The sequence below is a fragment of the Silvibacterium bohemicum genome (assembly GCF_001006305.1).
Classification (GTDB): domain Bacteria; phylum Acidobacteriota; class Terriglobia; order Terriglobales; family Acidobacteriaceae; genus Silvibacterium; species Silvibacterium bohemicum.
Window position 1 is genome coordinate 693,623 of record NZ_LBHJ01000001.1, and the last position, 21,109, is coordinate 714,731.

At 58.5% G+C, this 21,109-nt stretch carries 14 protein-coding genes; 4 read left to right on the forward strand and 10 right to left on the reverse strand.

What is annotated here, in order from left to right; all coding sequences use genetic code 11:
- Positions 1 to 99 precede the first annotated feature (99 nt).
- The 6 genes from XX99_RS03025 to XX99_RS03050 form a co-directional block, all read right to left on the reverse strand.
- Positions 100 to 3,651, reverse strand: a complete 3,552-nt coding sequence (locus XX99_RS03025) for a TonB-dependent receptor (RefSeq protein WP_050057868.1) — start codon at positions 3,649 to 3,651, stop codon at positions 100 to 102.
- A gap of 324 nt (positions 3,652 to 3,975) precedes the next feature.
- Positions 3,976 to 4,302, reverse strand: a complete 327-nt coding sequence (locus tag XX99_RS03030; RefSeq protein WP_156185761.1) for a hypothetical protein — start codon at positions 4,300 to 4,302, stop codon at positions 3,976 to 3,978.
- A 53-nt stretch (positions 4,303 to 4,355) separates the two neighbouring features.
- Positions 4,356 to 4,814, reverse strand: a complete 459-nt coding sequence (locus XX99_RS03035; protein ID WP_050057870.1) for a rhodanese-like domain-containing protein — start codon at positions 4,812 to 4,814, stop codon at positions 4,356 to 4,358.
- A 153-nt stretch (positions 4,815 to 4,967) separates the two neighbouring features.
- Positions 4,968 to 6,359, reverse strand: coding sequence for a histidine-type phosphatase (locus XX99_RS03040; protein WP_050057871.1), 1,392 nt, complete (start codon positions 6,357 to 6,359; stop codon positions 4,968 to 4,970).
- Positions 6,360 to 6,417: 58 nt separating this feature from the next.
- Entirely contained in the window at positions 6,418 to 7,464 is a 1,047-nt protein-coding gene (locus XX99_RS03045; RefSeq protein WP_050057872.1) for a hypothetical protein, read from the reverse strand.
- A gap of 108 nt (positions 7,465 to 7,572) precedes the next feature.
- The gene (locus XX99_RS03050; RefSeq protein WP_050057873.1) at positions 7,573 to 10,917 is read right to left on the reverse strand and encodes a TonB-dependent receptor; all 3,345 of its coding nucleotides are present in this window, start codon (positions 10,915 to 10,917) and stop codon (positions 7,573 to 7,575) included.
- A gap of 575 nt (positions 10,918 to 11,492) precedes the next feature.
- On the opposite strand from XX99_RS03050, the gene XX99_RS03055 reads away from it, so the two are divergent.
- Positions 11,493 to 12,467, forward strand: coding sequence for a hypothetical protein (locus XX99_RS03055; protein ID WP_156185762.1), 975 nt, complete (start codon positions 11,493 to 11,495; stop codon positions 12,465 to 12,467).
- A 398-nt stretch (positions 12,468 to 12,865) separates the two neighbouring features.
- On the forward strand, positions 12,866 to 13,603 hold the full coding sequence (locus tag XX99_RS03060) for a hypothetical protein (protein WP_156185763.1): 738 nt from the start codon (positions 12,866 to 12,868) through the stop codon (positions 13,601 to 13,603).
- Positions 13,604 to 13,609: 6 nt separating this feature from the next.
- On the opposite strand, the gene phnX is transcribed toward XX99_RS03060, so the two are convergent.
- The 4 genes from phnX to XX99_RS03080 are packed head-to-tail and all read right to left on the reverse strand — an operon-like array spanning position 13,610 to position 18,029.
- Positions 13,610 to 14,434, reverse strand: coding sequence for a phosphonoacetaldehyde hydrolase (phnX, locus tag XX99_RS03065; RefSeq protein ID WP_050057876.1), 825 nt, complete (start codon positions 14,432 to 14,434; stop codon positions 13,610 to 13,612).
- Positions 14,431 to 15,594 (reverse strand): TIGR03364 family FAD-dependent oxidoreductase, encoded by a 1,164-nt coding sequence (locus tag XX99_RS03070; protein WP_050058094.1) that lies wholly within the window; start codon positions 15,592 to 15,594, stop codon positions 14,431 to 14,433. The genes phnX and XX99_RS03070 overlap by 4 nt, the downstream gene beginning before the upstream one ends.
- Positions 15,595 to 15,603: 9 nt before the next feature.
- Positions 15,604 to 16,872 carry an MFS transporter gene (locus XX99_RS03075; RefSeq protein WP_050057877.1) on the reverse strand — a complete coding sequence of 423 codons (1,269 nt, stop codon included), beginning with the start codon at positions 16,870 to 16,872 and terminating at the stop codon, positions 15,604 to 15,606.
- The gene (locus XX99_RS03080) at positions 16,869 to 18,029 is read right to left on the reverse strand and encodes a hypothetical protein (RefSeq protein WP_156185764.1); all 1,161 of its coding nucleotides are present in this window, start codon (positions 18,027 to 18,029) and stop codon (positions 16,869 to 16,871) included. The genes XX99_RS03075 and XX99_RS03080 overlap by 4 nt, the downstream gene beginning before the upstream one ends.
- A 358-nt stretch (positions 18,030 to 18,387) precedes the next feature.
- On the opposite strand from XX99_RS03080, the gene XX99_RS03085 reads away from it, so the two are divergent.
- Both XX99_RS03085 and pbfA read left to right on the forward strand, forming a co-directional pair.
- Positions 18,388 to 19,728, forward strand: a complete 1,341-nt coding sequence (locus XX99_RS03085; RefSeq protein ID WP_050057879.1) for an MFS transporter — start codon at positions 18,388 to 18,390, stop codon at positions 19,726 to 19,728.
- Positions 19,725 to 21,089: a (R)-1-hydroxy-2-aminoethylphosphonate ammonia-lyase gene (pbfA, locus tag XX99_RS03090; RefSeq protein WP_050057880.1), complete on the forward strand. Its 1,365-nt coding sequence runs from the start codon at positions 19,725 to 19,727 to the stop codon at positions 21,087 to 21,089. The genes XX99_RS03085 and pbfA overlap by 4 nt, the downstream gene beginning before the upstream one ends.
- The last annotated feature ends 20 nt before the right edge of the window (positions 21,090 to 21,109 follow it).

Here is a 21,109-nt window from a genome sequence, read left to right on the forward strand (position 1 = left end):
TGCTCACCATCGTATCGAGAGCATTGTTGAACGCTATAGCGGCGAGCCACTTCTAGAGAGAAGGAAAAGGGTGCGCCGTGGGGCGCACCCAGAAAGGAGTTAGAAGCTGAAGCGGGCCTGGAAGTCGATAATTCTCGATCCGAGTGCTGCCGTCGCCTGGCCTAGGCCAGGATTTCCAACGTTGGTGGAGATCGTGCTTGGATCGATATTCAACATATTGAATATGTTGAGGAAGTTGGCTTTGATTTCGATCCTGGCCTTTTCTCCCAATACCGGCATGTTGGGCAATCCGAATGATTTTGCAAGGTTCATATCGACGTCGCGATAGTTAGGACCGGGAAAGGAGTTCCGGCCAATTCCTGGCGGAGGGATAAGAGCGGTTGCGAACTGCCCGGGATTGTCCGCGATAGCGTTCGTGTAATCAGGAACTGTGAAGTAGTTGTTGATGAACTCATTGTTGTTGTCGCCGGTAGTCGCCGTGCCCGGATCTGGGAAGTCGCTGCCGGTCTTGAAGGCTCTGTTGCTGCTGTTGTGAAGGGCTTTGCCGTTATAGAACGGACGCAGGTTCTGGTATCCGTAGTTGCACTCGTTGCAATAGATCTGGTGGGGCGCCGTGTAGATCGGAGTCCATCCGTAACCGGAGTGAAGCGTCAGTATTCCGCTAATCGTCCATCCGCCCACGATCTTGCCTTTCCAGTCATTGCCGCCATGAAAGATTAACGGCTGCCAGATGCCGAAGAGCTTGAATTCGTTTCGAATATCGAAATCGGATCGTCCATAGGCGAAATCGGTGTTGTAGAGATAGGGGCTGCGGAAGTACGGTCCCGAATTAGTGTCGAGACTATGAGCCCAGGTGTATTGCGCATCCAGCGAAAAAGTTTGTGAGAACTGATGCTTGAGGCCTGCGAGCAGCATGTTGTTATTGGAACGGCCCTGGCTGCCGAAGGTGTTGATGCTGCTTACCAAAGGATTGAGCGCGGCCCCCTGAAGGACGGCGAAGGCGTTTGAGTCGTAGTTGAAATTCAGGTGCTTGCCGCTGCTGCCGGTGTAGCCAATGTTTGCTACCCATTGATGGCTTAGATCCATCTCCGTCTCGAGCGAATAGTGCTCCACGTACGCGGTGGGCAGATTTGTGGGCAGCGCTCCGAGGTTTGCGCCACCGACTGTAGGCAGGCCCGCAGCATTGAAGGTAGATATTGCGCTCGGGTTTGCAGGATATCCAACGATGCTGCTCGGATTGCTCGATGTCGCGTAGAGGATGTTCGGGTTGATGTTCGCCGGACTGGTGCTGATCCCCGGTACGGCGCTCGTTCCCGGAGGATTGCCGTCATAAGCATTCGCCGTGGCGAGCTGTTGCTGGTTGTAGTTCAGGCCATAGCCTCCACGCCAGACGACCTTGCCGTTGAACTGTGAGGGGCTCCAGTTAAAACCGATTTGCGGACCAAAGTTCAGCTTCTGCGCGTTCCAGGCATCGATGCCTGTCCTGATGGAAATGCCAGTCAGCAGGCTGGAGCCGCTGCCGAAGCGGAGCACGCCCATGTTGTTGTCCTTGTCGGTGAGCGGACCGAAGTAGGAGTACCGGAGTCCGGCGCTCAAAGTCAGGTTCGGGCGGACCTTCCAATCGTCCTGAAAGAAAATTCCCCACATGTTCTCACGGTTATCGTTGCGGAAGCCGCCCGGAAAACCGGTAGTTGCCTGGAATGGCCCGCTCTCCTGCTCGGGAGCGTCGTTGAGAAAATCCCAGATGTTATAGAAGGTATAGTTCGGTGCGCCGATGGGGTCGTTGAGGTAATAGAGCCGCGTGAAATCGAACCCGAACTTCATGGTCTGCGCGCCGAGAACTTTAGTCGCAACGTCCTTATAGCCGTACGTCCACTGATCGAGAACAGATGGCGATGGGACGCCGAGCGCTCCGAGACTGACACTGCCGATCTGGTCTGTGCCGTTCGGGCTGTACAACTGATCCTCGGGCAGGCCGAATGGAGCCTGAGGATTGTCGGAGAGTTCGTTCCAGCGCCAGCCAGCCGCATTGGCGCGCGCCTCGTTGAGGAAGCTCGGTGAAAAAGTGTGATTCCAGATGACCGAGAAGGCGTCGTTTATCTGGTCGTGATTGAACTGCTGGTATCCGAGACCGCCATTCAAATGAGACAGGCTTGAAGGAACCCAGTAGATGGCGAAGGCAGCGTGATCTTTGCTGGTCACATCGGCGTCGAGACGTCCGTTGTACTGTTTGAAGTCGCTGACCGTGGGATCGGCGATTGTGTATTGCGTGATATCTGGAACATTGGAAAGCCCGCTGCCAACACCGGGAGTGCTGTTGCTGACGTAAGTAAGATCCTGCTTGCCTAGTCCGGTGGTCAGCGGCGAGCCGATATTCAGGCCCTGCCCGGCAATCGTATTGCAAGTCACGCCTTCTGTGAGGTGGGCATCCGCGCAGGTGACGGAGGCGATCGGAGTGCCAGCGACAGCGGCTCCTTTAAAGTTCAGATAAGTGCTGGAAATGCTGCCGGCCGGAGCGAGGCCGGCGAAGGCTGCGGTGGGAAACCACTGTGTGCTGGTTGCCTGGATGGTTTGGCTTTGTCCTTCATAAGCGAAGAAGGCAAAGATTTTGTTTTTCCAGATAGGGCCGCCAATGCTGCCGCCAAGCTGGTTATAGCGGTCTTGATCGCGAAGTAGTCCGCGATCTGCGGGAGTCAGCTTGGCCCCGGTGGTAGGGTCGAATGCCTGCACTGACTGTGGGCCGTTCCACGACTGATAGGCATTGAGACCGGGGCGCGTGAGCTGAATGAAGAAGCTGCCGTGAAGGTTGTTCGTTCCGCTCTTCGACGTGATTTCAGTTACCGCGCCGGAGAAGCGGCCATTTTCAGCATCGTACGAGTTGGTGAAGACCTGGATATTGCCGACCGAGTCTTCACTGGGAGTAATCACCGTGGCGCCGCCCCAGACGGCGCTCTCGGTGCTGATGCCGTCGACAGAATACCCGTTCGAATCGAACTGCCCGCCGTTGGCGTTTGCGGAAGCGCCGTTTTCCGTAGAAAAAATGCTGCTCGAGTGTCCCAGATTGCCGCCGCCGCCCGAGGAGGCTCCGGTCTGCGTGCCTGGCGCCTGGAATCCGCCGCCGCCGCCTGATTGTGCTCCATCGGCCAGAACTCCGGGCACGAGCCGGATGAGGCTGGTGGGGTCGCGTTGATAAGTCGGGATATGCTGGACTTCGTTCTCGGAAATTGCCCGGGACGTATTGGCGGTCTGCGTATCAAGAGCAGGAAGTGTGGACCCATTCACCGTGATGGTCGTCGACGCGGCGCCAGCTTCCAGCTGAATGTTGATCCCGTTAGGCTGCTCCGGATTCAGCTGTAGCTGATCGAGAACCTTTTTCTGAAAGCCGGCCTTCTCCACCGTGAGCTGAAAGTGATCCGCCGGAAGCGCATTGAAGTTATAGACGCCGTCTGCGCCGCTGGTCCGTATAAGAGTCTCATTGGTTGCGAGATTCTTGAGAGTGAGGGTCGCGCCAGGAATAACCGCCCCCGTCGTATCGGTCACCACTCCCTGAATCGATGTACGAAACTGTGCGACTGCGCTCGTAGCCGAGCACAGGAAGATGACCGTCACTACACCGATCACGAGAAAGCCGAGCCGTTTTCTCTTCATCATTTAAGCCTCCGGGGGTTCCGCTTCGTTATCGGCGGGTTGGAGTTTTCACCGTATGCCGTCCGTGTGCGCAAATCTGGCATCGGCTGTTCCAAGGAAACTTGCATAGTACGGCAGTCTTTCTCATACCAGGGGCGCGGCTATGGCGCCTCTTCGAAGCCCTGGCGAGTGCAACCAAGTGTTGTACTCCATTTGAGATGTCTTATGCACCTGGGAGGTAGCGCCAGGTGACATCGTTCGATAACAAAACCGTTCGAAACCGCAAACCGCAATCGCGAATTCCTAGCTCTCAAGGAGTCAATGGAAATTCGCTATACGCGGGTGCTGTCACGCGGTGCGCCGGAGTTCCGGTTTAGGCTTCCTGGAGAAAGCGTCTGCACGAGGCGACGGCATGGGAATCGCGGTGTCGCCACCGGCACCAGCAACCTTTAAACGCACGGTGGCTTCTACCTTAACGGCGATCTTGGGTGGGTGGCATTGCAGATGGCGATGTTCGCTTATCTTGTCCTGGAGATGATTTTTGGAGATGATTCCTGGAGATGATTCGAGGAGATGATCGGACTGATTGGGGAAGGCGCCCATCGTCCTTGTAACGAAGGTGAAGTTCCGGGCAAGCCTGAGCGGGACAGAACGCGAGCGGCCGACTTTCCGCATGCGTTTCTATCTTTACGGTTGTTGGCTCAATCTGGCCCAGTTCTTTTGCGAAGCTACTGAGATTGGGCGGTGTCCAGATGGAAGGGCTGCGAATATGGCTCGACCTGATATCCCTTCGCCTTCCACGCTGCCAAGCCTCCGCGCAGAAAGCGGACTTGGCTGTAGCCTAATTTGAGGGCGCGTCCTAGTACTTCGCGGCTGCTCTCTTCGCCTGGGCAGGTGCAGTAGACGACGGCGGTCTGTTCTTTCGGGATTAGGTTCGGATTGTCACGCACTTCTTTAGGAGACATCCTCTGTGCTCCTGGGATGATCTCGGCGTCTGTAAGTACGTCGAGCGGAACGCGGAGATCATAAAGATGCACGTCCTGCTGAGCAGTCAGCAGAGTGTGAAGATCCTCGGGCGTGATGCTGTGCCGTTCCAATAATTCCCGCCTGCGCACAGTACGTGCACGGTAGAACAACGCAAATGCGGCAACAACAGCAATCCCTACCACTCCGAGAGTCAGCGACATGATTGCCTCCCCGACAACCGACACATACGAGATTCGGCAACCGGCTCAGAGGATTCTCTCAGACGGGCATATAAATTCTATTTTTTCTTGGGGGAGAATTCAGAAGAATGCCGGCTGCATCCATCGTTGAAGGATGCAGCGCCGGGCGTTCCATCATCGACTGACGGCGATATTTCCACTTGAGCCTTTGATCCCGGGTTCCACAAGTCTAACCCCGGATTCCACAAATCGAGGATCGATCGCATTGGTCACGACTTTGTCGAAGTCTTCGACGGTGCAAGCATATCTGGAGCCAGAAACACTGGAGCCGGGAACGCTGGAGCCCGGAACGCTGGGACCGGACGCGCTGCAGCCGGGAACGAAGATAGGAGCAACGGATGGTTGTTCTGACCCATTGAGTGGGAGCAGCGAGCGCATCTGGTCGAGCGTCTGGCTGATGAAGAACACCTGCACGGTGTTTGCTCCTGTGCTCTTGTCGTGATGCAGCTCGAAGGCGAAGCCTCCACCGGGAGGCGTTGCGTTGAAGGTCTGATCCTGCAGAATCCAGTCGAGGCGCAGGAGACCGCCGAGCCAGGAAAGATTTCCGTCGTGGGCATCGAGCAGGATCACATGATCCTGCGGCGTGCCCAGCTCTCCTGGAATGGCTTGCCCCGAGGCCGAGGCGAGAATGGTGTTGCGGATGCGCGCAGCTAGGTCGGACGCTACGACTTGTGTGGAGTAAGGCGTGCGCAGCATGAAGTCGTGATAGCGAGTATTCATCTCCATGAGCTGGTCAAGATCGCGACGCGAGACGCGGCCCCAGCCAACCTGTTCCATCGGAAATCCCTGCGTGTATTCGAGCAGGAAATTTTCGGCGAAGTCGGCTCCCAGCGTGACAGGATTTTCTTCGCGATTGTTGCGCGGTGAAGCTGTCCCGTTCTGCACACGTGTGGTGCGGAAGTCCGGCTTGGTCTTGTCGCAGTCTTTGCCCTCGCAATCGATAAGAACGTGATGCATTTTTTCGAGCGGAACTGCGAAGGCATTGGTGAACCAGTCGGGTTGATCGGCCATGCGTCCATTGGTGGCGTCGGTCAGCTTCTGATGATCGACCGCCGGGCTGTCGGCCGGCGAGAACAGCGGATTTCTCTGTCCCATCGGGCTCATATGCACGTCGATCGAACAGCCGGGAGCCAGTTCCGCTACGAGAACTTTGGCGGAGGCGATGGTGCGCTGCGTAGTATTGGCCTCGGCATAGATGCCGGGATGGCTGCAGGATACATTCCCGAGCAGCGTGGGATAACGGGCGCGATAATAGTCGGCAAGCAGCTTCAGCGCAGTTGCCCCGTGCTCTGTCAGCACTCCCGGGGCGGATGGCCATGCGGGCCAGGGCTGCGCGTTGTAGGCGCCGGAGCGGGTTTCGCTCTCGATCGGCGTGCGAACTCCGTGGCGAACCAGAAGAACGACAGAACGGATTTCGTCATTGGGGTCGCTGCTTTGTCCGTAGGAAGGATTGGCGGCAAAGAGGGAACAAAGCAGCAAGGCAAAGGCGCGGAAAAAAGGCTTCATCGATAGTCTGCCTGATGGTTCAAGTGGAAGAACAGCAATTAGAGTTACCAGGCTATGTTCACTTCCCCGACGGGGACGGACGCAGATTCCTGGCGTACTGCTTCATGTATGGCGCGAGATCTTCATACTGATCGGTGGCGATGAAGTTGACTCCGGCGGCGATGGCTGCCTTCCAGCGAAGCTCGACGGCACTCCGCGACCCAAAGTTATAGTAGCGGCCCCATCCGTGGTCTTCGCCAGGGGCAAAACCATCCAGGGTGTAGAAGCGAATCCAGAAGCCCTTTTGGTGAGCGTCGGTAACAAGCGCCTGAAGGCGTTGATTATCGGCCTCGGTCCACTCGCCCGCGTTACCTTGTCCACCTTCTTCGACGGGATACCAGGAGTAGTTTACCCAGCGGCGGTAATTTGTAGGGGATGTGGTTACAAATTGATCGGCCGGCGTGGCGATGGCCCAGTGCATCTTCTCCGGTATCGACATGCTGGCCGGCGGCTCGGCGGTGTGAGCGGAGCCGAAGAGGAGCAGAGGAGAGCCGGTGGGCACGGCATCGTAAAAGACTTTCTCCTGCGCGTCGTTATCTTCGGTGATAGCCAGGATGGGCTTGCGGTCAAGCGGAGACAGATGATGCGGGTCGTCAGTTTTGGTTGCGGTCGAGAGCCACGGTTTGTATTCGTTCAGCAGCTGCCAGACACCTTCTAAAATCGCCTGCTGGTTATCTTTGAAATCGAAATGCAGGACTATGATGGGCCACTGATCGCGCTTGTTTTCCTTGATCGCTCTTTCGACGACGGGGCGCACCTGTTCGAAGAAGTAGTCGCGCAGTGTGGGCTCCGAACCTGTGGGTTTGGGAGTGTGCGACACGACCACGCGGCCTTTGCCGGTTGCGGGATCGATATACCAGGCGAGGTCCTGTTCGATCGAGACCGGAAAGCCGGAGTTGAGCGCGCGCTTGACCCGGTCGGTCCATTGACCTTCGTAGGGGTAGCAGTTGTGTGCGTCGAGGACCGGCTGATTGTGATTGAGGAAGTCAAGGTCGCTCTTCTGCGCGCGCGCGGAGAGGACGGCGAAAACGAGGAAGGCGAGCACGAATAGCTTCCGAGGCAGCATTTTGGATGATCCTTTTTCATCGTGATATTTGAGCGTGATCGGTGCAAGTCGCGCGTCGCACACACGAAATTTAGGATGCGGGACACGCTTCAACACTTATTATGCCGCTCAGAACGAGAGCCGCAGCGCGAACTGCATGATCCGCGGATCGCCTGCGAGCGAAGTGATGGTCCCCACACTGCTGTTGCTCAATGTCGCCGAGGGCTGTGCGAACAACACGCTGTTGGTGAGGTTGAAGACCTCCCAGCGGAACTGCAAGTTCGTCTTCTCGAGGATGCTGAATTCGCGCATGAGAGCGAAGTCGAAGACGTTGGTATGGGGGCCAGTCAGGTTGTTGATGCCGCCATTGCCATAGGGAGACTGTCCGGCGTTGAGGTTGGGGATGGCATAAACATCCGACGTGCCTGGGGAGAGCTGCTGGCACGTCTTGTTCGCCGAGTAATAGAACCAGCAGTTCACATCGCCGACCTTCTTTGGCCTGCCGGTCATGATGGGAAGCGCGGTGGCGTTGCCGTTGATGTCGATGTCGCTCGAGAGCTGGCCGCTCGACGAAACGGTGAAGGGAAGTCCGCTGGAAAATGTATAGATGCCGGACGTGCGCCAGCCTCCGAGCAGCCACGCGCCAGGGCCAGAGGTGACGAACGGTTTGTTGTGGCCGAAGGGCAGCTCGTAGACATAGGAGACGACCACACGCTGCGGCACGTTGGCGCCGCTGAGAGAATTCGTAAAGGTCTGGTCGTACTGGGTGGCAAAGGCCTTCGACCACGTATATGCCGTGATGAGAGAGAGGCCGTTGTGGAAGCGGCGCTGTAATTGAGCTTCCAGTCCGTTGTAGTTGCTGGTGCCGATGGAGTGGGAGAACTCGAGATATCCCCACGCTGGATAGGGATACACGGGTCGAGCGGTCCCGGCGGTGCTGGGGACATATTGGTTGAGGTCGCTGATGACGTCGAGGTGGCGAGCCACGGTGCCCACGTAATCGGCAGTCAAAACCACCTGCCCGGGTAGCTCACGCTGGAAGCCAAGGCTGAACTCCTGCGCGTAGGGCAGAGGGGATTTGGAATCCATCGCGTGAATGTGGAGGGTCGGCTGCAACGCCGGCGAAGAAGCGTTGGCGGGGTTGAGCAGATCGGGCGAGAAGCCGTTCTGAAGCTGGAAGGCAGGCAGGGGCAGCGGATCGAGCGGGTTGGGATTCGTCACCGGGTTCGACGTTGTTGAGAGCAGAGAGGGAGGATTGAGAGCCAGCTGATCTTCGCTGCCGTTGCGCTTGAAGAGCAGGTTGTAGATGCCATAGCCGCCGCGGATGACGGTTTTGTTTCCCAGGGAGTAAGCGACGCCGAAGCGCGGCGCAAACGCCAGAAGCTTGGTATCGACGAGCGCTCGGTCATTCAGAGAGCCGTTGGTGGCATAGATCAGCGAACCGGCTCCGGCGGGGTTGAAGTTGGCGAGCTGATTCTTGGCCGAGTAGGGTGACGTGGAGAAATCGTAGCGCAGGCCGAGGTTGAAGGTGAGCTTGGGCGTGAGCTTCCAGTCATCCTGCACGAAGCCGGAGGCCATCCAGATGCGCTCGTCGACGAAGTAAACGTTGGAGAGGCCGGCCTGATAAATATTGCCGGTCAGGCCGTCGGCGTAGGAGCATCCGTTGCCCGGGCTGCCAGTGAGGCAGCTGAAGATGCCAGCGAACGCCAGGGCGCCGTTCATGTTTTCTTCATCCTGATAGATGTTGCGCATAGGAGCGCGCACGTCGGCTCCGAACTTGAGAAAGTGCGAGCCGCGAGTCCATGAAAATGTATCGGTGTACTGATACTGCTGCGGCACCTGCTGTTTGGGCAGGAACTGGGGCGAGCCGATGATGGCGGAGTCATCGGAAACATATTCGGTGAGGCCGATGCCGCCGGCTGTTGCCGGATTATCAGGTACGCCGGGGATGAATTCGTCGGGTGAGTTCAGCCCGAATGGCTGCTGCTGGTCGTGGGAGAAGTTGCGGACGAAGCCGAAGCGAAAATCGTTGGTCATGGTGGGATTGAGAACGCGCGTCCAGCCGAGGACGAAGGCCCAGGATTTCAGGACCGAGTTTCCCCAGGACGAGGTCGAGCTGCCGTCGGCGATTCCACCGAAGTTGCCGGGAACATCGCGGATGCGGTTGGAGCCGGTGTAGCGGCCGAAGATCAGGTCCTTGTCGCTGAGGTTCCAGTCGACGCGTCCGTCGTAGCTGTCGTTGTTGTCAGTGAGCGCGCCTGTGCGGACGAAGTTGTTGAAGTCGCCGGGCTGGTTGGGCAGCGGGAAGGCATTCAGGATTTTAAAGCCGAAAGGATCCATGGCTGCCTGCGGGATCACATTGTTGGGGAAGGGCTGGCAGACCAGGGGATCGACGCGGCAGGTCGGTGTGTTGTAGTCGTAAATGGTGTTGTACTTGACGCCCGCGGCGGCGGCAGCAGCCGGGCTGAAATCCCCAGCGCGCTCGTTGGCCAGGGGTACGGTGGCGGTGCGGGTCACGCCCTGATTGATGCGGGTGCCTTCGTAGTTAAAGAAGCCGAAAAGCTTATCGTGGAGGATCGGGCCGCCGAAGTTGCCTCCGAACTGGTTCTGGATTTCGGCCGGCTTGGGCAGTCCGGCGCGGTGGGTGAAGTAATCATTCGAATCGAAGACGCGATTGCGGAGATATTCGAAGAGCAGACCGTGGAACTGGTTGGTGCCGCTCTTGGTGGTGACATCGATCTGCGCGCCGGGGCTTCTGCCATACGCTGCGGTATAGGCGTTGGCGATGAGCTTGAATTCGCCGATGGCGTCGACGGAGGGCCGGGCAGCCGATGCGGAAAGCTCCTGCAGGTTTTCCGAGAAGGTGTTGTTGTCGATGCCGTCGAGGATGTAGTCGTTCTGCTCGTCGTTGAGACCGTGGATGGTGAAGAGGCCGGTGCTGCCCGAGACGCTGCTGCCGCTCTGCTGCGTGAAGCGCTGCATCTGCACGCCGGGGATCAGACGGATGAGGTCGTCCCAGTTGCGCTGATAGAGCGGCGTCTCCTCGATCGTAGTGTTTTCGATGACCGTGCCGATCGAGGCATCGTCGCGCGACAGCTGAGGTTCCGTCGCGGTGACATTGACCTCGCTCGTGGTCCCGGCAACCGTGAAGTGGAAATCCTGACGGGCTTTGGCCGAGGGATCGAGGGTGACCGTGGCGTGCTCACCGGCAAATCCGGTCTGGCTGGCAGAAATATCGTAGACGCCGACGGGCATGCCTACAAAGGTGTAATAGCCGGAGTGATCCGTGATCGTGGCACGTGATAGATGAGTGGCCTGATTGGTAGCAGTGACCTGTGCTCCTACAACAATCGCTCCGGAGGGATCGGTGGCGAGTCCCGAAAGCGATGCAACACCAGCCTGACCATGAAGTCTGACGGACAGTGCCACGAGACAAATAAAGAGCGCGAGCAACCGGAAGCGCGGGAATGCCATATTTGTGCCTGCCTGAAGCGAGAATTTTGTAAATGAATCTGCGCGGTCTTACGCGGGAGTATCAAGAAGCAGCGATATGGGCAGAAGGTAGGGCTTTCAGGAGGCCGGTACAAGTGGAGAGGGAAGTGTATACCCTCAGTTTTGTAGAGACTCGTATGAGGCAATGGCCTTGATTTCAGAGCTTTGTCGTTGTGTGAAAATTCGGCTATGCATTGGGATCATGCGCCGGTATGGGTGGCCATACACCTGAGCTTTCACTGTGTGCGACCTCGATTCACCGGGGGGTACGAGAGGTGTGTGCATTCACACTCTATTGATAGCCGGACGCTAGGATCGATTTCGCAACGAAATAAAGATCATTCTCCGTACTACTCATGGCAGGAATTCCAGCTTTAAGGATTGACGCGTCTTCTCTCGATCTGCCTCCGACAGCAAGTGAAGAACGGCAGGCAATTGAGCGCGTCCTGAGTAGCAAGCATTTCAGCTCGGCGCCACTCCTCTCAGCATTTCTCCTGTATGTGTGCCAGCGCGCAGTGGAGAATCCATCTGCTCGCATCAGCGAGCATGAGATCGGTGTGAAGGTATTCCATCGTTCGATTGATTTCGATCCGCGCGAAGACAATATCGTGCGCAACTATGCGCGCCAGCTGAGGAAAAGGCTGCAGGAGTACTACGCGTCCGATGGGGCACAGGATGCCCTGCGGATCGAGATTCCCAAGGGGGGATATCTTCCCGTCTTCGCGTCAAGAGTGTCTTCGCAGCCTTTGCCGCTCGAGCCTCAAACCTCTGTGTCTCTCGTTCCAAAGGCAGCTGAGCCGCGACATACGAAGCAGGCGAAGCTGCGACTCTGGACGCGTGGGGGAGCATTTCTGATTTTGTATTCTCTGCTGCTGGGCTGGGCGGTGAAGTGGGCCCTCAGGCCCAGTCCGGCGCCGGAGGCACTCAGCTCGATGCATCCACTATGGGCGCAGCTTTTTACCCATGACCGCGATACTTTCATCGTGCCCGGCGACACTGGATTTGTAGTTCTGCAGCAGGTGAATCATCGAACCTTTTCCCTGCCCGAGTATTTGAATTGGTTTTCGGCAGACGGCCGGCGAAATCCGCTGCCCATGTCCTATCTGGAAGACCAGACGTACACCAGCGTGCTGAATCTCACGATCGTCTCGAGCTTGCAGCGGCTGCCGGAAGCGACACCGAATCGCTTCGTTATCCGGGCGGTGCGGAATCTAAGCTTCGATGATCTGAGAGACGGCAATGCGATCCTGCTGGGATCGAACTACAGCAATCCGTGGGATGAATTGTTCGCCGATCGTCTGACGTTTCATTTCGTGAACCATCCCAGGGACAATCGATATTGGATCGTGAATGAGCATCCGCAGCCTGGCGAGTCCGCGATCTATGAATCGGCGACGAAGAATTATCTGCACCAGACCCTATGCTGTGCTGGCATTCCTTCCAAATCTGAACAAGACAGGCCATGTGCTGCTCATTCAAGGGTTGGATGGGGTGGGCACACAGGCGGCAGCCGACATGCTCTTCAACGGTGACGCATTCCAGCCTTTGTTGAATCAGGTATTCTCTGCCGGGAAGCGTCTGAGTGGGTTTGAGCTTTTGATCGAAGCGTCCAGCCTGAATGATGATTCAAACGCGACGAGCAGCCGCATCCTCGCAACGCGGTTGTACCCATGAAGATAGCGACCCATGCCTTGGAAGGGCTAGCTATATGTGCCCGAAAAGATGGTAAGCACGAGCAGACTCGAACTCCTGATCTCTACCGTATCAAGCTATCTACCTAACGCAGCTGATTACATCTGCTGAGTTAGCGACGTTAACCGGAAGGCTCCCTGAGCGGCCCTAACCTCGGATGTGAGTTAGCGACGAGAATGATTGTCGGGAACGGTGATTGCGGCTAAACTGAGAGGCCGAAAGGTCCCGGAGGGTATCCATGCGTTCGCGGCTGAGGGTGGGCATTGGGTGTGGTGTCGTGGCGATCTTGGCAGTTGGTATGCCGGTGCTTCGCGCGCAGGCTGGGGGCGGAATCTTTGTAACTCCGATTCCTAATGCGCCATTCTCCGGTACGGTGCGGGTGGAGCGGACGGTCATCCAGCCGAACGGTAACAATCTGCAGTTGTGGTCCGAGCGGGAGATTGCGCGGGACAACCAAGGGCGCATCTACAATGAATTCCGGCCGTTCGTGCCAACGACGACGAAGACCTTGCCCGATGCGACGGTGATTCATCTGTACGATCCCCAGAACCGGATGACAGAGTATCTATATCCGCAGCGAAAGACGTACCAGGTGATGATATTGGGCCGGCCTCCCGCAACGGACACGCCGGACGATTTTGCCTCACCGACAGCAGCGGCCGGCCCAACGAGCGAATTTACGCGCCAAGAGGATCTTGGCTACCGCACGATCGCGGGGCTGCAGGTGCATGGCGTGAGCATAACGCAGACCCTGACGGCGGCGGAGAGCGGCACCGGGCAGCAAGTGACGGTGACGAACGAATACTGGTATTCCGAGGCCCTGCGGCTGAACCTGGTGACAAAGCACAACGATCCGCGCACCGGGAGCTTGACGATGACAGTCACACAGATCGACCGCCACGAACCGAGCGCCGCGCTCTTCGGCGTGCGTGCAAATTACAGGATGGCCGGCCTTGGGAAGCCGTCGGGTAGATAGGGCAACTCAGCGGACCTTTGGGGTACATGGGAGATAACTGTTGATTTCATCGATTTGCTCCAGCAGCGGGGTGCAGGCAGAAAGATCTTCGGCAACATAATTGGTCCCGGCTTGAAGGAGCTGCTGTGCAGCGGAGGCGAGGCGCGATTGCTGGCTGGCGGTATCGAGGTGTGCCCAGGTTGCGGCGTCGAGGCCGACCAGGTTGCCGGTACGCGTCAGGCCGATGGTCCACATGCCGGCGTTCCGGCCCTCTTCGATGTCGCTCACGGTGTCGCCGATTTTGACGCATGCCGAGGGTGGATAGATGTCGAGAATGCGCATATTGCGATGGAGCATCCACGGCGCGGGGCGGCCTGCGCCCACTTCATCTGGACAGACGGAAGCATCGGGCTCATAGCCTCGCGCTGCGGCGAGTTCGGCGATGGGTGTGAGCATCTCGCGGGTATAACCGGTGCTGCTGCCGATACGAAGACCTTGCGCGCGCCACGCCGCGGTGGTTTCAACAACTCCATAGATGAGCTGCGAGTGGCTGGACAATATACCCGGCTGCAGCAGATTGAAATCCGCGAAGAGTGAATCGATGTCTTCGGGGACGGGATCGCGTCCCGCAGCCGCGCGCCATTTTTCACAGACGCTGGGAAGAGCGAGGATGGCTCGAATATGGTCCCGCTTGAGAAGACCCATATCGCGGCGCGCCTCTTCAGAGGAGAGGGTGACGCGGCGGCGAGCGAAGAGCTCCTGAAGGACGATCACGGGAGCGATTGACCCGTGATCGACAGTGGTTCCGGCCCAATCGAGCATGACGGCGCGCAGCCGAGTGAAGGGTTTCATCGTTGTTCCTTTGCTACTACGGGTATTTCTGCGGGGTAGAAGGTTTCGCGAGCGACGCCAAAGCTGAGAGTCATACCTGCACCGCCGAGGCCGGTGATAATCTCGACGCCTTCCGCGGGTTGAAGACGCAGATAAGGTTTCTCGGGATGCTTCGCATAGACGCCGTGCCATCGTTCGCTGATGGAAATGCCATCAGGCACGCGAACATAGGTGTCGAGATGGCGCAGAATCAGCTCGTCAATTTCATCGGAGTTGAACGGCGTAACCGGTGGGCCGTACTCGTGCGAATCGCCGAGCGTGAGTTCGCCGGCCGTGGTTTGGGAGACCATGGTGTGAATGCCGAAGCGGTCGTACTCCGGCGACTCACAGGCAATGCGGCTGCGCAGAGCGTCAAGCGAGGGGCAGAGGGCGAAGGAGGGATAGAAGCGGAAGGTGAGACCTCCGGCCAGGGCGGGGCCCAGGCTCCAACTTGCGGACTGCGGCCGAGTGCGCAGCATCTGCAGACGACAACAGACGAGGCCGCTGTTTGCGAAGAGCTCAGGGTAGAGGACGTCGAAGTCTGCGCCATTGCAGATCAGGATGCGGCCAGCGTGCCAATCACCCTTCGTCGTGCGGACACGCGGCGAGTCGATGTGCAGCGCGGTGCAGTTCCACCCAAAAGAAACTGCATAGCGCTGGGCAAGGTGTTCCGCGAGCCGGTGCAATACCTCGCGCGGATCAACCATGATTTCGGTTTCGCTGTGCAGCGCGCCGAGAACGGTGTCGCGGCGAAGCGCGGGACTGCAGGCGAGCGCGTCGCCGCGATCGAGCCAGGAGCATTGATAGCCCAGCGCAGGCGCCAGGGCGGCGAATTCCATCCCTACCTGTTGTTCGTCATCGCGACAGGCGACATGGAGCGAGCCTGTCCGGCGGCTGGGGATTCCAGCTTCCTCAAGCATCTCGATCCAGAGCGCGCGGCTCTTCAGGGCCAGCTGCAGCATGGGGCCGGCCGGCTGGCCGATGGGCCAAAGTAAACCGAAGTTGCGGATGGAGGCGCCTAGCGCTGCGGGCTGCCGCTCAAGGACAGCGACGGAACGGCCGGAGCGGGCGGCGATCCATGCATGCGCGAGGCCGGCAATGCCGGCGCCAATGATCAGAACATCTACGTTTCGCGAACTCACCAAGCAAGCTTATAGCGGAATGTCGGAGAGCTTGAGGGCTGAACGGTTAACTGGCGAGGCATTACCGGTTAAAGAGCGGGCTCCCAGAGTGCAGATGATGCCGGCGACGATGGCGAAGAAGACGAAAAGATCGAAAAGCCGGCTCCAGCCATAGTGAGCAACGAAGAGCGTAGCCAGCAGCGGAGAGATAGCCTGCCCGATGGAACCGATGCCGTTGACAAAGCCGATGGAGCGGCCATGGATGTAGGAGGGTACCGTATCGAGGACGGCCATGCCGGACATGAGCAGGTCCGAACCGTGAATCAGCATGCCCATGAGCGAAATCGAAATTACCATGCCGAGTGTACCAGTGCCGGCCAGGAGCGGATGCAGCAGGCAGACAAATGCGAGCGCGTAGAGCATGATTGCGCCGAGCTGCATGTGACGTCCCACGAGCCATCGCTCGATGACGTAGCCTACGGCGATAGGACCGGCGATGCCGAGGATTTCGAAGCACGATGCGATGTGGGCCGCCGACCAATTTGTATAGCCGCCGCTCGAAACCAGATAAAGTGGCAGCCAGAAGAGCAGGGTGTACCGCGTCATCTTGAGGAAGAAATACATGGCGGAGATGTATCGGATATTGCGATCGCCCAGCACCCTGCGCCAGCTCTGGCCTGAGCTGGCAGAAAATCCTGATTGCGCGTCTTCAGCAGTTCGCGCCTCGGGCATTCCGCGGGTTTGGAAATAGAAAAGGAGCGCTGCGAGCAACAGAATTCCGGAGATGATGAGATAGGCAGGCTCGAAGCCGCTGTGCGTAGTAGCTGCGGTGTGAATCGTCAGCCACATGGCGAGGGATGTGGCGAGGAAGCCGCCGAGGATATAGCTGGTGCTCCACCAGCCCAGCACATGGTCGCGTTCGCCACGGCCAAACCAGCGGCCGAACAGTTGCAGGAGCGCGGGCCAGCCGAATCCCTGACCGAAGCCATTGCCGACCTGCAGCAGCAAGATCATTTTCGGCGAAGCGATGGCAAGCGCTGCGGTGCAGAGGATGGAGAGAGCGGATCCGGCAAGCGCGACGCGGCGCGCGCTGAAGCGGTCAGCCAGTTCGCCGCCGACAAATTGCGCGATGGCGTAGGCGACTCCGAAACATGCCAGCTCCGTCGCAAGATGAGTGGCCGCAGAACCGGCCACCGAGCCTAAATCCTTGCGGCAGATGTAATAGCCGGCATAGAGCAGCCAAGCGCCGGAGTAGAGCCGGCTGGGCCATGCGGCGTTAGAGAGATTCTGTCGGCTCATTGCGCAACCTCAGGCGCGGCGTGCATCCCGCGGAAGGGCAAGCGGACGACCGCCGGTTTGCTGTGCTGCGAGGCAGGAAAGACCGCCTGGGTGATGGTGTAGGGCTGGAAGCTATCGGCCAGCGCTGTTGGGAAGGTGCTCTGGTCACAGAGCCGGTTCACGAGCATGCGGATGGCATCGTCGTCGACGCCGTCTATCCATATGAGTAGCCGAGGTCCGTTGACGATCGTTAGCAGTGCTCCGCTGGTTCCGTTCGATTGAGGCAATTGACGGTCGAGAATTCGCCGCCCTGTGGGAGTAGCCCTGACAACGAACCGGCTGGCCAGGCTGGCTGCTGTGCTGTCGGCAAGATCGGAAAGCGAATCGGGCTGCCCCGCGGGACTTTCCGCAGCTCCGATATAAACGAGCCTTCCGTCCGCGGCTTGAGCTGGTGTGCCAACCAGCGTGAGGCGATGGTGAAGCTGCCCGGCGAGGTCGAAGAGTGGAGCGGCAAACTTGAGCGCGCGAAGATCCATCTCGTCCTGCGGGCCATTGACGGATTCGCTGGCGAGATTCACTGCGGGGGCGCTTGCATGCGGGGGTTGCAGATACAGCTGTGCGTCGCCGTCAGGAAGAACATGGTTCCAGAAGAGAAGAAACGAGTGGGACTGGGCGAACTCCGAGCGCAAAAAGATGACACAGAGAAAGAGTGCGACAAGGGCGGGAGTGGCCAACCGGTAGACGGATAAAGCTGGCGACGGTGCGGTTTTTTGCGCGGGCGATTCGGTCTGGGAGTTGGCCGGCGATTCGATGAAGGAACCGTAGAAGACTGGAACATAGGTCCCTGCCGGCAGGCCAAAACAATACTTGGTCGTGCTATCCAGGCCCTCGTTGTGAGCGTGGAGCCGCTTGCGGACATCATTGGCGCGGACGCGCACGCCCGCGTCAGTGGCGGTGTCGTAGCTTGCGTCGCGACCGAGTAGCGCCATTCCGATAAGCCGTTCCTTGAGCACATCGGTGTCGCCTTCGAGAGAGTGGTGGACGATGTGCCGCAGGAACTCGCAGCTCTTGGGGCTGGTGCGGAAGGGAGTGCTCTTGCAAACCGCTTCGAGCGCTTCGCGGAGCGGCGCACTGTGCTTCGCGAGCTCAGCGCCCCGTATCTTTTGTCTGCCGCTCATTGGCGATGCTGGCAACCAGGCCTCATCTGGCAGGGTCATGTCGGGGGTTCCTTCCTTTTGCGTACTTCGTGAGCTGGGGAATCGGGAACCGATCAGCCGCGGGAGTCCGATCTACTTTGACCGTTATGATATTGCGCGATGTGTTACAGGCGGATAATGGCGGCGAACTTCGCGGCGCAGTCATGTTGTTTTCATATTCGATTCGCTTATTGTGCGCGTTGCGAGGCCGGTAACGTGGCTACACTCACGGCTTAACCTGCCGAACGTTTCCATGGACGGCACTTCCACGTGAGTCTGGGAGGAATCGCACTCGGTCCACATTCATTCAGGACCTACGCGGCAGGAGCGAGACAACCACGTGGGTAAATCGATTCGGCCGGAAGCGGCGATCTCAGGACGCCGCGGCCAGCGGAGGATCTTCGCAGTCACCTGGCTCACGTACGCCGGGTTCTATCTTTGCCGAAAGAATCTGAGCATTGCTTTGCCGGCTTTGCATAGTGCTTCAGGGCTGGGAAGTCTGACGCTGGCCAATATCGTTTTTGGCTACAGTCTGCTGTACGCTCTGGGCCAATTCGGATGCGGCTTTCTGTCGGACAGATTTGGCCCCCGCCGCGTAGTAGGCACAGGTTTGGTGTTGATCGTCGCCAGCAATCTGCTGATGGGGTTGCATGGCGCGCCGCTTTGGCTGCTGGTCTTCGCCTGTGCCAACGGCATTGGGCAGTCGACGGGGTGGTCGGGCCTGGTGAAAATCATGGCCAGCTGGTTCAGCAGCCGGCAGCGGGGCGTGGTGATGGCATGGTGGGGGACGAATTACGTCCTGGGCGGATTCTTAGCCACGGCTTTCGCCACATGGGCTGTTTCCCAGCAATGGCTGCTTCCAGCGCTTGGATGGCGCCGCGGTTTCATTCTGCCGGCTGCGGTGCTGGCTGTAGTCGCAGCCCCGTTCTTTCTGGTGATACGAGATGAACCGGAAACATCCCAGCCTCAGAATTCGGTGGAGGCTGGTGCCACACGCGATGGGCGCTCCAGCCATTCGGCGTGGCGCGAAGTGCGCGCATTGCTCGGTAACCGTGCGATCTGGCTGATTGGCGCCTCCTACTTTTTTCTCGAGATGTGCCGGTATGCCCTGATGTTCTGGCTACCTTATTACATGGTCAACCAGCTGCATTACAGTCTGACGGCCTCAGGATATCTCTCTTCGCTGTACGAACTGGTCGGTGTTGTCGGCGCGGTGGCAGCCGGCTACATCTCTGATCACTGGATGCAATCGCGCCGTGCGCCGGTTTCAGCCTTGATGCTGTGCGGGTTCAGCGTAGTTGTATTAGCGCAGATGGGGACGGCGAGCTTAGGCCCGGTGGCTACCGGTATCGCTGTTTCTCTGGCGGGCCTGCTCTCGTATGGTCCGGATACGCTGCTTTCGGGAGCGGCCGCCCAGGACATCGGACAGGCAAAGGCCGCGGCGACGGCTTCCGGGCTGATCGATGGTATCGGGCACCTGGGGGCATTGATTTCGCCTTACCTGGTGATTTATGTCAGTGAACATTATGGTTGGGACCGCCTGTTCCTGGTGTTTGCCGCAGCTGGATTTGCAGCGGCTGGGATGTTGATTCCACTCTGGAACCTGAAGCCCTCGGATCACTCGGAGACGATTGGGCCGCCGTTGCCACCACTGGATCGGGAGTTGATGATCAATCTATGAACGACAGCAAAGCGATACCGCAATCCGAAGGCGACGTAAACTTATCCGCGGCGCGCACGGCGTGGCAAAACGAGCATCTGGATGCAGAGACGCGCGCATTGCTCGAAGAAGACGCGCGTTTTTTTCTGCACCAGTCGCTGTCGTCACCCTGCCTTAACGTTCTGCATGCGTGTGATGGAAGTTTCCTGATCGATGCGCAGGGACGGCGTTATCTGGATTTTCACGGAAACAACGTGCACCAGATCGGCTTTGGAAACCCGAAGGTGAAAGCAGCCGTAGTGGAGGCGATGGACGAGCTGCCTTTTTGTACGCGCCGCTATACGAATCGTCACGCAATCGCACTGGCTCGTAAGCTGGCTGCGATTTCTCCGGGGAACCTGAACAAATGCCTCTTTGCGCCGGGTGGCGCCGAGGCCATCTCGATGGCGGTCAAGCTTGCGCGTCTGGCCACCGGGCGCTTCAAAACCATTTCGCTTTGGGATTCGTTTCACGGCGCAACGCTGGACACAATCTCGTTGGGCGGCGAAGCTCTCTTCCGTCGCGGCATGGGACCGCTGATGCCGGGCGCCGAGCACGTTCCTCCGCCGGAGCCGCAGCGGTGCCCCTTCCGCTGCGGAAAGAGCTGCACGCTCGCCTGCGTGGACTACATCGAGTATGTGCTGGAGCGAGAGGGCGATGTCGCTGCGATCATCGGAGAAACGGTGCGCAGCACGGGCACCATTCCGCCCAAGGATTATTGGCAGCGCGTTCGTTCGTTATGCGATCGCTATGGAGCTCTGTTGATTCTCGATGAGATTCCCCACGGACTGGGGCGAACGGGATCGATGTTTACCTGCGAGCAATACGGCATCGTCCCGGACATGCTGGTGATCGGCAAGGGCCTGGGCGGAGGAATGTTGCCAATGGCGGCGCTGCTTGCGCGGGAGGATCTCGATGTCGGTGGCGGGGTGGCGCTGGGTCACTTCACACACGAGAAGAATCCCGTGCTGTGCGCCGCGGCTCTCGCCACTATCGAGGTAATCGAAGCGGAGAATCTGGCTCAGCGGGCGGCGAAGTTGGGTGCGCGTTTTCTTGCACAACTCAAGGATCTTGAAGCGCGTCATCCCATCATCTGCGATGTACGCGGTCTCGGCCTTCTCTGTGCGCTGACGCTTCGGCATGCGGATGGATCGCCGGCCGAGGCGGAGGCTGAAGAGATCCTGTATGCAGCATTGAGCCTGGGGCTCAGCTTCAAAACATCGATGGGCAACACGATCGTACTCACTCCTCCTTTGACCATTGAGGAGCAACATCTGAACACCGCGATCGAAATTCTGGATACTGCATTCTCCGCGCTGCAACAAAGAGCAAGCCAGCCCTGAACAAGCCTTTGATCCATTCA